Origin of the sequence: Reyranella sp. (genome assembly GCF_017305915.1) — a bacterium.
GTDB lineage: Bacteria > Pseudomonadota > Alphaproteobacteria > Reyranellales > Reyranellaceae > Reyranella.
In genome coordinates this window covers 1-12,277 of record NZ_JAFKJN010000037.1, presented here as the reverse complement: position 1 = coordinate 12,277, position 12,277 = coordinate 1, and the positions used below count along the sequence as shown (strand labels likewise).

10 protein-coding genes and 1 pseudogene are annotated in these 12,277 nt (G+C 68.1%); 10 read left to right on the top strand and 1 reads right to left on the bottom strand.

All coding sequences use genetic code 11. The features are described from left to right. The first annotated feature begins 34 nt into the window (after window positions 1-34). The 10 genes from J0J01_RS29150 (at window position 35) to J0J01_RS29105 (ending at window position 12,120) form a co-directional block, all read left to right on the top strand. Window positions 35-1,240 carry an ABC transporter substrate-binding protein gene (locus tag J0J01_RS29150; RefSeq protein WP_296387137.1) on the top strand — a complete coding sequence of 402 codons (1,206 nt, stop codon included), beginning with the start codon at window positions 35-37 and terminating at the stop codon, window positions 1,238-1,240. Between the two features lie 88 nt (window positions 1,241-1,328). Further along, window positions 1,329-3,167, top strand: coding sequence for an ABC transporter permease (locus J0J01_RS29145; protein WP_296387136.1), 1,839 nt, complete (start codon window positions 1,329-1,331; stop codon window positions 3,165-3,167). Next, window positions 3,164-3,913, top strand: a complete 750-nt coding sequence (locus J0J01_RS29140) for an ABC transporter ATP-binding protein (protein WP_296387135.1) — start codon at window positions 3,164-3,166, stop codon at window positions 3,911-3,913. The genes J0J01_RS29145 and J0J01_RS29140 overlap by 4 nt, the downstream gene beginning before the upstream one ends. Before the next feature lie 94 nt (window positions 3,914-4,007). Then, window positions 4,008-4,709: an ABC transporter ATP-binding protein gene (locus J0J01_RS29135; RefSeq protein WP_296387134.1), complete on the top strand. Its 702-nt coding sequence runs from the start codon at window positions 4,008-4,010 to the stop codon at window positions 4,707-4,709. A gap of 3 nt (window positions 4,710-4,712) precedes the next feature. Further along, a complete protein-coding gene (locus J0J01_RS29130; protein WP_296387133.1) occupies window positions 4,713-6,758 on the top strand; it encodes a hydantoinase/oxoprolinase family protein in 2,046 nt (681 codons plus the stop codon). Continuing rightward, window positions 6,755-7,486: a pentapeptide repeat-containing protein gene (locus tag J0J01_RS29125; protein WP_296387132.1), complete on the top strand. Its 732-nt coding sequence runs from the start codon at window positions 6,755-6,757 to the stop codon at window positions 7,484-7,486. The genes J0J01_RS29130 and J0J01_RS29125 overlap by 4 nt, the downstream gene beginning before the upstream one ends. 51 nt (window positions 7,487-7,537) lie before the next feature. Then, on the top strand, window positions 7,538-8,473 hold the full coding sequence (locus J0J01_RS29120; protein WP_296387194.1) for a dienelactone hydrolase family protein: 936 nt from the start codon (window positions 7,538-7,540) through the stop codon (window positions 8,471-8,473). A 146-nt stretch (window positions 8,474-8,619) separates the two neighbouring features. Further along, complete coding sequence (locus J0J01_RS29115; RefSeq protein WP_296387131.1) at window positions 8,620-9,759, top strand: mandelate racemase/muconate lactonizing enzyme family protein; 1,140 nt, start codon at window positions 8,620-8,622, stop codon at window positions 9,757-9,759. Window positions 9,760-9,869: 110 nt separating this feature from the next. Beyond that, window positions 9,870-11,009, top strand: coding sequence for a mandelate racemase/muconate lactonizing enzyme family protein (locus J0J01_RS29110; protein ID WP_296387130.1), 1,140 nt, complete (start codon window positions 9,870-9,872; stop codon window positions 11,007-11,009). A 148-nt stretch (window positions 11,010-11,157) separates the two neighbouring features. Further along, the gene (locus J0J01_RS29105; protein WP_296387129.1) at window positions 11,158-12,120 is read left to right on the top strand and encodes a tripartite tricarboxylate transporter substrate binding protein; all 963 of its coding nucleotides are present in this window, start codon (window positions 11,158-11,160) and stop codon (window positions 12,118-12,120) included. A 45-nt stretch (window positions 12,121-12,165) separates the two neighbouring features. On the opposite strand, the pseudogene J0J01_RS29100 reads toward J0J01_RS29105, so the two are convergent. Further along, a pseudogene (locus tag J0J01_RS29100) lies at window positions 12,166-12,277 on the bottom strand (IS110 family transposase); the annotation flags it as partial.

Below are 12,277 nucleotides of genomic sequence, written 5' to 3'. Positions count from 1 at the left end.
CACAGGGGTTCCACGCTTCCGGAAGGGGATTTTCATGCTGACCCGCAATCGTCTGCTCGCCGGCGTCTCGGCGCTGGTGGCCGCGTCGTTCGCGCTGCCGGCCGCCGCGCAGGACACGATCAAGATCGGCGAGATGAACAGCTACAAGGTCTTCGCGGCCTTCCTCGAGCCCTACAAGAAGGGCTGGGAGATGGCGGTCGAGGAGGTCAATGCCGCGGGCGGCGTGCTGGGCAAGAAGATCGAGATCGTGAGCCGCGACGACAACGGCAATCCGGCCGATGCCGTGCGCGTCGCCGAGGAGCTGCTGAGCCGCGAGAAGGTCGCCTTCCTGATCGGCACCTTCCCGTCGAACGTCGGATTGGCCGTCGCCGACTTTGCCAAGCAGCGCAAGACGCTGTTCATCGCCGGCGAGCCGCTGACCGACAAGATCGTCTGGGACAACGGCAACGCCTACACCTTCCGCCTGCGCACCTCGACCTACATGCAGACGGCGATGCTCATCCCCGACGCCGCCAGGCTCAAGAAGAAGCGCTGGGCGATCGTCTATCCGAACTACGAGTACGGCCAGTCGGCGACCGCCGCCTTCAAGAAGCTCCTGAAGGAGAAGCAGCCCGACGTCGAGTTCGTCGCCGAGCAGGCGCCGCCGCTCGGCAAGATCGACGCCGGCGCCGTGGCGCAGGCGCTGGCCGACGCCAAGCCCGACGCGATCTTCTCCTCGCTGTTCGGTCCCGACCTTGCCAAGTTCGTGCGCGAGGGCAGCCAGCGCGGCGCCTTCAAGGGCGTCGAGGTGTTCAACCTGCTGGGCGGCGAGCCGGAATATCTCGATCCGCTGAAGGACGAGGCGCCGGTCGGCTGGTATGTCACCGGCTATCCCTGGTACGGGATTGACTCGCCCGAGCACAAGAAGTTCCGCGACGCCTATCAGGCCAAGTACAAGGACTATCCGCGGCTGGGCTCGATCGTCGGCTACTCGCTCGCGATGTCGGCGGTCGCGGCGATGAAGAAGGCGGGCTCGCTCGACCAAGAGAAGCTGGTCGCGGCGATGTCGGGCCTCAGCCATTCGACGCCGTTCGGCAACGTCACCTATCGCCCGCTCGACCATCAGTCGACGATGGGTGCCTATGTCGGCCGCATCGGCCTCAAGGACGGCAAAGGCATCATGACCGACTGGCGCTTCGTCGACGGCAAGGACGCGCTGCCGAGTGACGAAGAGGTCAGGAAGATGCGGCCGGCCAACTGACGGCGGCCTCGTTGTGGCCCGCCCCCTCCCTGCCTCCCCCGTCTGACGGGGGAGGTGGCCCGAAGGGCCGGAGGGGGAAGGCAACCGCATGAGCTACGCTTCCTTCGTCATCCAGCTCCTGAACGGGCTGGCCGCCGCCTCGTCGCTGTTCCTGGTGTCGGCCGGGCTGTCGCTGATCTTCGGCGTGACGCGGATCGTCAACTTCGCGCACGGTTCGCTCTACATGCTGGGGCTGTACGGCGCCTACAGCCTGATCGAGGCGCTGGGCCGCACGCCGCTCGGCTTCTGGAGCGCGGTGATCCTGGCCGCGCTCGCGGTCGGCCTCGTCGGCGTCGTGATCGAAGTCGTGGTGCTGCGCCGCATCTACCGCGCGCCCGAGCTGTTCCAGCTCCTCGCGACCTTCGCCATCGTGCTGGTGATCAAGGACGTGGCACTCGCCGTTTGGGGCTCCGAAGACCTGGTCGGCCCGCGCGCACCGGGTCTTGCGTTCCCGGTCGAGATCCTGGGCCGGCGCATCCCGGCCTACGACCTGCTGCTGATCGTCATCGGCCCGGTGGTGCTGGCGGCGATGTGGCTGCTGCTCGCCAGGACGCGCTGGGGCGCGCTGGTCCGCGCCGCGACGCAGGATCGCGAGATGGTCGGCGCGCTCGGCGTCGACCAGGCCAGGCTCTTCACCTCGGTGTTCTTCGTCGGCGCGGTGCTCGCAGGTTTGGGCGGAGCGCTGCAGATCCCGCGCGAGCCGGCCAATCTCGATCTCGACCTGTCGGTGATCGCCGACGCCTTCGTCGTCACCGTCGTCGGCGGACTCGGCAGCCTCGGCGGCGCGTTCCTGGCGGCGGTGTTGATCGGCGTCGCCAAGGCCTTCTGCATCGGCTTCGGCTTCTCCAAGCTCACGCTGGTCGTCGAGTTCGTGATCATGGGCCTGGTGCTGGTGATGCGGCCCTATGGCCTGCTCGGCAAGCCGCCGGCGACGGCCCGCTTTGGCGAGCCGGCGCCGCCGTTGCAGCCGCCGCGCCGCTGGCCGGTCGTCGCGTGGCTGGTCGCGTTCGCCGTGGTGCCGCTGCTGGGCGATCGCTACATCACCGTGCTGATGACCGACATCGCCTGCTTCGCCCTGTTCGCGGTCAGCCTGCATTTCATCATGGGGCCGGCCGGCATGGTGTCGTTCGGCCATGCCGCCTATTTCGGTCTCGGCGCCTATGCCGGCGCGCTGCTGTTCAAGAAGGCCGGCCTGCCGATGGAGCTGGCGCTGGTGCTGGCGCCGTTCGTCGCCGGCCTGTTCGCCGTGGTCTATGGCTGGTTCTGCGTGCGCCTGTCGGGCGTCTACCTCGCCATGCTGACGCTCGCCTTCGCGCAGATCTCGTGGTCGGTCGTCTTCCAGTGGGACGAGCTGACGGCCGGCAGCAACGGCCTGGTCGGCGTCTGGCCCTCGATGTGGTTGAGCGGCAAGCCGGCCTACTACTACATGACGCTGGCGCTCTGCGGCCTCGGCATCGCATTGCTGTGGCGGGCGCTGTTCTCGCCGTTCGGCTACGTGCTGCGCGCCGGCCGCGATTCGCCGCTGCGCGCCGAGGCGATCGGCATCGACCTGCGCGCCTTCCAGTGGGCCGCCTTCGTGCTGGCCGGCACCCTGGCGGGGCTGGCCGGCGCGGTCTTCGCCTTCTCCAAGGGCAGCATCTCGCCCTCGTCGGTGTCGATCGCGCAATCGACCGACGGGCTGGTGATGGTGCTGCTGGGCGGCGTCGAGACGCTGACCGGCCCGGTGGTCGGCGCGGCGATCTTCACCTGGTTGCGCGACACGCTGGCGCGCGAGACCGAGTTCTGGCGGGCGGCGCTGGGCGTCGTGATCCTGCTGATCGTCATCGTCTTCCCGCAGGGTCTGGTCGGCGGCCTCAAGGCGCTCTACGCGCGCTGGCGGCCGGCATGAACGGCGTGGTGCTGCGCGTCGACGCCCTGCACAAGGCCTTCGGCGGCGTCCAGGCGGTCGAGGACGTGGCCTTCGCCGTCTCGGCCGGCGAGCTGCTGGCGCTGATCGGCCCCAACGGCGCCGGCAAGAGCACCTGCTTCAACATGCTGAACGGCCAGCTCGAGCCCGACGGCGGCTTAATCGAGTTCGAGGGCCGCAACATCGTCGGCATGAGCCCGCGCGCGATCTGGCGGCTGGGTGTCGGCCGCACCTTCCAGATCACCGCGACCTTCGCGTCGCTGAGCGTCCGCGAGAACGTGCAGATGGCGCTCTACAGCCACGCCGGCAAGCTGACGCAGTTCCTGTCGCGCTTCGGCTCGGAGCTGCGGCCCGAAGCCGACGCGCTGCTCGCCCAGGTCGGCATGCTCGACCAGGCGGAGCGGCCGTGCGGCGTGCTGGCCTACGGCGACCTGAAGAGGGTCGAGCTGGCGATGGCTCTGGCCAACCAGCCGCGCTTGCTTTTGATGGACGAGCCGACTGCCGGCATGGCGCCGCGCGAGCGGGTGGCGCTGATGGAGCTGGCCGCGCGACTTGCGCGCGCGCAGAAGATCGCCGTGCTGTTCACCGAGCACGACATGGACGTGGTGTTCAGCCAGGCCGATCGCATCATCGTGCTCGACCGCGGCCGCCTGATCGCCGGCGGCCTGCCTGCCGAGGTGCGCGCCAATCGCGACGTGCAGGCGGTGTATCTGGGGAGCGGGCATTGAGTTCTGTCATCCTGAGCGTAGCGAAGGATCTCATGCCGGTTGCAAGCGGCGATGAGGTCCTTCGCTGCGCTCAGGACGACAGGAGGGGCGGTCCATGCTCCGCGTGACCGACCTCCACGCCTTCTACGGCCGCGCCCACATCCTGCACGGCGTGTCGCTCGAGGCGAATGCCGGCGAGGTCGTGGCGCTGCTCGGCCGCAACGGCGCCGGCAAGACCACGGCGATGAAGGCGATCATGGGCCTGGTGCCGCCGGCGCGCGGCGAGGTCGCGTTCGCCGGCGCGCGCATCGACCGCCTGCCGCCCTACCGCATCGCGCGGATGGGCCTGGGCTACGTGCCCGAGGAGCGGCGCATCTTCACCGAGCTCTCGGTGATGGAGAATCTCGAGGTCGGCCGCCAGGCCGCGCGCCGCGGCGCACCGACCTGGAACGCGGATCGTCTGTTCAAGCTGTTCCCCAATCTCGGCCGCATGCGCGAGCGGCCGGGCGGGCGCATGTCGGGCGGCGAGCAGCAGATGCTGACCATCGCCCGTACCCTGATGGGGAACCCGAAGTGCGTGCTGCTCGACGAGCCGTCGGAGGGGCTGGCGCCGATCATCGTGCATGAGATGGCCGAATCGATCCGCACCCTCAAGGGCGAGGGCCTGTCGGTGCTGCTGTGCGAACAGAACCTGCGCTTCTGCGAGGCGATCGCCGACCGCGCCTATATCATCGAGAAGGGCCAGATCCGCTTCGGCGGCACCATGGCCGATCTCGCCGCCAATGCATCGCTTCGCGAACAGTATCTCTCGGTCTGACAGATGGCTTCGAACAACACCCTCACGGTCGGCATCGATGTCGGCGGCACCTTCACCGACCTGCTGGCGATCGATACCGCCTCGGGCGAGGTCAAGCTCGCCAAGGTGCCGACCACCGTCGACAACCAGGCGATCGGCTTCATGGCGTCGCTCGCTGCCGCCGGCGCCGAGCCCAAGACGCTGCAGGCCGTGGTCCACGGCACGACCACCACGACCAACGCGCTGCTCGAGCGCAAGATCGCCAGGGTCGGCCTGATCACCACCAAGGGCTTTCGCGACGTGCTGGAGCTCGGCCGCCGCACCCGGCCGCAATCCTACGGCCTGCGCGGCACCTTCCATCCGCTGATCGACCGCGAACTGCGCCTCGAAGTGCCCGAGCGCATGGACGCCGACGGCAAGGTGCTGATTCAGCTCGACGAGGCTGCCGTCGCGGCCGCGGCGAAGACGCTGCTGGCCTCGGGCTGCGAGGCGGTCGTCATCCATTTCCTGCACAGCTACATCAACCCGGCGCACGAGAAGCGCGCCGCCGAGATCGTGCGCGGCCTGTGGCCCAACCCTTACGTCACGCCGGGCCACGCCATCCTGTCGGAGTATCGCGAGTTCGAGCGCGGCGTGACGGCGGCGGTCAATGCCTCGGTGCAGCCGGTGCTGGCGCGCTACCTCGACCGGCTGCGCACGGAGCTCAGGGCCAAGGGCTTCGACCGCGACATCCTGGTGATGCAGGGCAATGGCGGCACGATCTCCTCGCAGCTCATCGCGCAGGCGGCGGTCAACACGGTGATGTCGGGTCCGGCGTCGGGCGTGATGGCGGCGGCCTATACCGGCCGCGTCTCGGGCCAGCCCAACCTGATCACCTACGACATGGGCGGCACCTCGACCGATGTCGGCCTGATCGAGGACGCGATCCCGCAGGTCTCGGGCGAGCTCGAGCTCGAATACGCCATGCCGATCCACGTGCCGATGGTCGACGTGCACACGATCGGCGCCGGCGGCGGCTCGATCGCCTCGGTCGATGCCGCCGGCATGCTGCGCGTCGGGCCGGAGAGCGCCGGCGCGCGGCCGGGGCCGATCTGCTACGGCAAGGGCGGCAGCGAGCCCACCATCACCGACGCCAACCTGGTGCTGGGCCGGCTCAATCCCGAGCGGCTGCTGGGCGTCGACCGGCCGGTGACGCTCGACCATGTGCGCCAGGCGATCGCGGACAAGGTCGGCAAGCGGCTCGGCCTCGACGCCGACACGGCCGCCGCCGCCATCCTGCGCATCGCCAACGACCGCATGGCCGGCGCGATGCGCCTGGTCTCGCTATCACGCGGCCACGATCCGCGCGACTTCGCGCTGTTCGCCTTCGGCGGCGCCGGGCCGCTGCACGCGACGGCGCTGGCCCGCGAATTGGCGATCCCGACCGTGCTGGTGCCGGCGCGGCCGGGCATCACCAACGCCCTGGGCTGCGTCGTCGCCGACCTGCGGCACGACTATGTGCGCACGGTCAACAAGCCCCTGTCGGCCGTGGTCGACGCCGACATCGCCGGCATCTACGCCCAGCAGAAGGAGCAGGGCGAGGCTACGATCCGCAACGAAGGCGTGCCGGTGCGCGAGCTGCGCGCCGTCTACAGCGCCGACATGCAGTTCCAGGGGCAGAGCCATATCCTGTCGGTCGCGGTCGAGCGGCCCGACATCGGCGTCGCCGGTCTGCACGAGGCCTTCGCCGCGGCCTACTGGCGCCGCTTCGGCATCGAGCTTGCCGAAATCCCGCCGGTGCTGGTCAACCTGCACACCGCGGTGATCGGCGCGCGGCCGGAGATTTCGCTCGCGGCGCTGGCTGCCACGGAGCGCGCGCCGACTCTCAAGGCGGCGCAGGTGGCCGAGCGCCGGGTGTGGTTTGCCGACGGCTGGCACCAGACGCCGATCTATGCGCGCGACAAGCTGCCGAGGGACGCGACCTTCGCCGGCCCGGCGATCCTCGAGCAGCTCGATTGCACGACGGTGATCGAGCCGGGCGACACGGTCCACCAGGACGCGCTCGGCAACCTGCTGATCGCCGTCGGATGAGCCATCGCACCCTCTCGCAGGAGGAGCTTGCGGCCACGGCCGCCGGCGACCGTGCCTTCGAGGGCATGCTGTTCTCGTCGGCCCTGGACTTGAACGCGGTCGATCTCTCGGAAGCCACCTTCACCGATTGCCGGTTCGAGCCGATGCGCCTTGCCGGAGCCAAGTTCGCCAAGGCGCGGTTCGTCGGCTGCTCCTGGTTCGATGCGGAGAAGCGGAAGGGCTGCACCTTCGCCTTTTGCGATCTCCAGTCGGCCGAAATAGCCAAGTGCAACGTCGCGACCGGCCGCTTCGAGCGCTGCGATCTCTACGACCTGACGGCCACGGACTCGAGCTTCCGCGGCGCGCAATTCCATCAATCGAGCTTCTCGAAGACGATCTCGCGGCGCTCGACCCTGACCGGGGCCAGCTTCGAGCGGTGCAACATCAGCTTCGCCGACTTGTCCGGCCTGTTCCTGCAGAATTGCGCCTTCCGGTCGTGCAAGCTCTCGGAGGCGTCGTTCATCGACACCGACCTCAGCGAGGCCACGCTGATCGGCTGCGCGTTGGACCGGATCGACTGGGAACGGGCCCGATTGCTCGGTGCGGACCTTCGCGGATCGGAGCTGTCCGGCCTGAACCTGGCTGTGCTCGCCGACTATGCCGGCCTCAAGATCAGCGACAGCGAGCAGGCGGAGATCCTTGGACAGCTCGGCGTCGACGTGCATCCTTCATCCAAAGAGATCGACTGAGGGGGAAACATGATCGCACGTACCTTGGCCATTCTCGCCGTGCTGGGCGCGATGGCCGCGACACCGCCGCGCGCCGAGACGCAAACCGCCGACATCGCCCAGCGCATCGAGCTGCATGCGATCCCGACCCAGACGCTCGGTGACGGCGAGTTCCTGACCGGCAAGGACGGCAAGCCCGCTACCGTGACCGGCGAGCTCCGGATCGCGCAGGGCGGCGGCCGGCTGCCCGTCGTGATCCTGATGCACGGCTCGGGCGGCATGAGCCCGGGCATCGACATCTGGAGCCGCCTGTTCAATTCGATGGGCGTGTCGACCTTCGCGATCGACGGCTTTACCGGGCGCGGTCTGACCTCGGTGTCGGCCGACCAGACGCAGCTCGGCCGGCTCAACTTCATCCTGGATATCTACGGTGCACTGGCGATGCTGGCCAAGCATCCGCGCGTCGATCCGCAGCGCATCGCCCTGATGGGATTCTCGCGCGGCGGGCAGGCTGCTCTCTTCGCCAGTGAGCAGCGCTTCCACAAGCTCTGGAACAAGTCGGGCGCCGAGTTCGCAGCCTACATCCCGCTCTATCCCGACTGCTCGACGACCTACCTCTCCGACACCGACGTGGTCGCGAAGCCGATCCGCATCTTCCACGGCATCGCCGACGACTATAACCCGGTGGCCTCCTGCAAGCGCTTCGTCGAGCGCCTGAAGGCGGCGGGCCGCGATGTCGTGCTGACCGAGTATCCCGACGCCCATCACGGCTACGATACGCCGCTGGGCTCCGGCCCGGTGGTCGCCAAAGGCTCGCAGACGGTGCGCGCCTGCTCGATCGTCGAGAAGGCCGACGGCGTGCTGGTCAATGCCGCTTCCGGCGAGCCGTTCGGCTATCGCGACGCCTGCGTGCAGCTCGATCCGCATGTCGGCCGCAACGCCGCGGCCGCAACGGCCACCCAGACCGCCGTCGCCGGATTCGTGCGCACACTGTTCGCGCTCAAGTAACTGTCCGGACGAGTTTCGGCACCCTCCGTCTTGTTTTGACGGTGCCCGGACCGGTCTCGTGGGGTGAGCCCCAATGAGACTCCTGAGACTTCGCAGAGCAAAGCGGCGGCCTCGCGCGATTTCACCGGACCTGCAATAGGAAGACCATGAAGATCACCGACGTCGCCACGCACATCCTGCAATGCAAGGTCGACAAGCCGTTCGTGTCGGCGCGCGGCTGGGTCTACGGCACGCGCTCGTCCTGCGTGGTCGAGGTTTCGACCGACGAGGGCGTCACGGGCTGGGGCGAATGCTATGGCCCGGCCGCCGTCGCCAAGACCTTCATCGACACGCAGTTCAAAGCCCGGGTGGTCGGCAAGGACCCGTTCGACGTCGAGACGATCTGGGAAGACCTCTACAACCGCGTGAAGGACTACGGCACGACCGGCATGGCGATCTCCGCCCTTTCCGGCATCGACATCGCGCTGTGGGACATCATGGGCCGCGCCGTCAACAAGCCGGTGCACAAGCTGATCGGTGGCGCTTATCGCACGGAGGTGATCCCCTACGCGACCGGCCTCTACTTCATCGACATGGACCGGCTGGTCGAGGAGGCGGTCGAGGAGGCGCTGGCGTTCAAGAACGACGGCTTCCGCGCCATCAAGATGAAGATCGGACTGGGCGACCTGAAGCTCGACGCGAGGCGCGTCGCGGCGGTGCGCCAGGCGATCGGGCCGGACATCAAGCTCGCGGTCGACGCCAACCACTGCTTCTCGGTGCCCAACGCCATCAAGCTCGGCCGCATGCTGGAGGAGCACGACATCCTGTGGTTCGAGGAGCCGATCAGCCCGGAGGACCATGACGGCTATATCGAGGTGACGCGCGCGCTCGACATGGCCGTGGCCGGCGGCGAGAACGACTTCACCCGCTGGGGCTTCCGCGACGTGATCGCCAGGAAGGCGATGGACATCGTGCAGCCCGACCTGTGCGCCGCCGGCGGCTTCTCGGAATGCCGCAAGATCGCGACGCTGGCCTCGGCGTTCGGCGTCGAATGCGTGCCGCATGCCTGGGGCTCGGCGATCGGACTCGCCGCCACGGTGCAGTTCCTCGCGGCGCTGCCCGACCAGCCGCCGGCCTTCCGGCCGATGCCGCCGATGCTCGAGTTCGAGCAGACGCCCAACCCGCTGCGCGACCATCTCGCGCAGGCGCCGATCGAGCAGAAGAAGGGCATCGTCAAGGTGCCCGGCGGGCCCGGCCTCGGCATCGAGATCGATCGCGAGGTGCTGAAGAAGTACAAGGTGGCGTGAATTTAATTGTCGTCCTGAGCGCAGCGAAGGACCTAGCGGAGCGATCAACGAGTCTGGTGCTGGCGTGAGGTCCTTCGCTGCGTTCAGGACGACAGGGGGATGCGTGCAAAATGAAGATCGTCGACATCAAGGCCTATCCGACCTCGTTCCGGGTGTCCAAGGACAAGCAGGTGTCGCTCGGCATCGGCACCATGACCAAGCGCGACTGCGTCATGGTCAAGGTGACGACCGAGGACGGCATCGTCGGCTGGGGCGAGAGCCACCACGCCCGCGCCCCGGGCACGATCGGCCATCTGGTCAACACTACCTTGCGCGATCTGGTGCTGGGCATGGATGCCAGCGACACGGTGGGCATCTGGGCCAGGATCTACAAGATGCAGCTCGGCAGCCACGGCGCGGGAGCGGCGACCTCGATGGCGATGAGCGGCCTCGACCAGGCGCTGTGGGACATCAAGGGCAAGGCGACGGGCTGGCCGCTCTACAAGCTGCTCGGCGGCAGCGACAAGCCGGTGCCCGCGTACGCCGGTGGCATCTCGCTCGGCTACCAGCCGCCCGATGCGCTGGCCGCCGAAGCCGTGCCGATGGTCGAGGCGGGCTACAAGGCGCTGAAGCTCCGCGTCGGCGATACGGTGAAGGCCGACATCGCCCGGATGACCGCGGTGCGCCGCCGCTTCGGCGACGACATCGTCCTGCTGACCGACGCCAACACCGGCTACTCGGTGGCCGACGTGCGCCAGGTCATGCCGGCGATGGACGAGCTCAACATCGGCTGGCTGGAGGAGCCGTTCCCGGCGCACGACCATCGCTCCTACAGGCTGGCGCGCAGCTTCGGCCGCACGCCCTTGGCGGCGGGCGAGAACCACTACACGCGCTTCGAGTTCCATCGCGTGATCGAGGACGGGATCGTCACCATCCTGCAGCCCGATCTCTCCAAGTCGGGCGGCATCACCGAGGTGCAGCGCATCGCGGCGGCGGCCTCGATGTGGAAGCTGCCGGTGCATCCGCATTCCTCGATGACCGGCCTCAACCAGGCGGTGTCGATCCATTTCCTCGCCGCGATCGACAATGGCGGCTACTTCGAGGCCGACCTCTCGGTCGCCAACCTTTTCCGCGACGAGCTCGGCAGCGAGCCGTGGAAGATCGGCAAGGACGGCTGCGTCCGTCCGCTCGACAAGCCCGGCATCGGCGTGGAGATCGACGAGAAATTCCTCGCGGCCCATCCGGTCATCGAGGGGGCCGGTTATGTCTGATGCGCAGCCTCGGCAAACCCCACCTCACCCTGAGGAGCGCCCGAAGGGCGCGTCTCGAAGGGTGGACCGTGCGTGTTGCCCACCCTTCGAGACGCGGCCTGCGGCCGCTCCTCAGGGTGAGGTGGTCTTGTTGTGTAAGGAGTTGGCAATGAAAAGACTGGCGTTCGTCGGCGTGCTGGCCGCGCTGTTCGCGGGGGCGGCGCAAGCGCAGAGCTTCCCGTCCAGGGAGATCCGTTTCGTCAACGGCTTCCCGGCCGGTGGCACGTCGGACATCATCGGCCGCGTGCTGGCCGAGCAGCTCACCAAGCAGCTCGGCAAGACGGTGGTGGTCGACAACAAGGCCGGTGCCTCGGGCATGATCGCCGCCGCGGAGACCGCGAAGTCGCCGCCCGACGGGCACACCATCCTGCTCGCCTCGATGGCGATGATGACCGTGCTGCCGCAGATGGTTAAGGGCAACGTCGATGTCGACAAGGACCTCGTGACCATCGGCAACGTGGCCAGCGTCTACAACGTCCTCGTGGTCGGCCGCGACACGCCCTACAAGACGTGGCAGGACATCGAGACGGCGGCCAAAGCCAATCCCGAGAAGGTGACCTGCGCCACGGTCGGCTCGGGCTCCAGCCAGCAGCTCTCCTGCGCGCTGTTCATGGCGCTGACCGGCACCAAGCTCACCCAGGTGCCCTATCGCGGCGGCGCGCCGGCGATCATCGACATGGTCGGCGGCCGCGTCGACCTGATGTTCGGCAACATGCCGGAGTTCATGGGCCAGATCCGCGGTGGCGGCCTGCGGCCGGTCGCCTACGGCGCCGATGCCGCCTCGCCCTTGCTGCCCGAGGTGCCGGTGATCTCCAGGACCGGGCTGAAGGACTTCGTGATCCACAACTGGTTCGGCATCGTCGGCCCGGCCGGCCTGTCGCCCGAGCTGCAGAAGCGCTGGAATGAGGAGATCGCCAAGGCGCTGGCGACGCCCGAGGTGAAGCAGAAGTTCGCCGACAACGGCCTGCGGATCGTCAACGGCTCGAAGGAGGACTTCGATAAGGAGATCGCCGCCGATCGCGCCAAGTGGGGCAAGGTCATCCGCGACTTCAACATCAAGCCGGAGAACTGAGCTCGTAGCCCTCCCCATTCATATGGGGAGCAACTGTCTTTTGGCCTAAGCGCCGGCAGGCTGCCAAGGGAGGTTGTGTCGGCTCATGGCGTTGAGGGTGACGATGAGCTTACGCATGACGGCGACGATGGCGACCTTGGGCTTCTTGCCGGCAGCG

Coding starts and splice junctions, on each gene's coding strand:
- J0J01_RS29150 (WP_296387137.1), top strand. CDS start 35: ATGCTGACCCGCAATCGTCTGCTCGCCGGCGTCTCGGCGCTGGTGGCC.
- J0J01_RS29145 (WP_296387136.1), top strand. CDS start 1,329: ATGAGCTACGCTTCCTTCGTCATCCAGCTCCTGAACGGGCTGGCCGCC.
- J0J01_RS29140 (WP_296387135.1), top strand. CDS start 3,164: ATGAACGGCGTGGTGCTGCGCGTCGACGCCCTGCACAAGGCCTTCGGC.
- J0J01_RS29135 (WP_296387134.1), top strand. CDS start 4,008: ATGCTCCGCGTGACCGACCTCCACGCCTTCTACGGCCGCGCCCACATC.
- J0J01_RS29130 (WP_296387133.1), top strand. CDS start 4,713: ATGGCTTCGAACAACACCCTCACGGTCGGCATCGATGTCGGCGGCACC.
- J0J01_RS29125 (WP_296387132.1), top strand. CDS start 6,755: ATGAGCCATCGCACCCTCTCGCAGGAGGAGCTTGCGGCCACGGCCGCC.
- J0J01_RS29120 (WP_296387194.1), top strand. CDS start 7,538: ATGGCCGCGACACCGCCGCGCGCCGAGACGCAAACCGCCGACATCGCC.
- J0J01_RS29115 (WP_296387131.1), top strand. CDS start 8,620: ATGAAGATCACCGACGTCGCCACGCACATCCTGCAATGCAAGGTCGAC.
- J0J01_RS29110 (WP_296387130.1), top strand. CDS start 9,870: ATGAAGATCGTCGACATCAAGGCCTATCCGACCTCGTTCCGGGTGTCC.
- J0J01_RS29105 (WP_296387129.1), top strand. CDS start 11,158: ATGAAAAGACTGGCGTTCGTCGGCGTGCTGGCCGCGCTGTTCGCGGGG.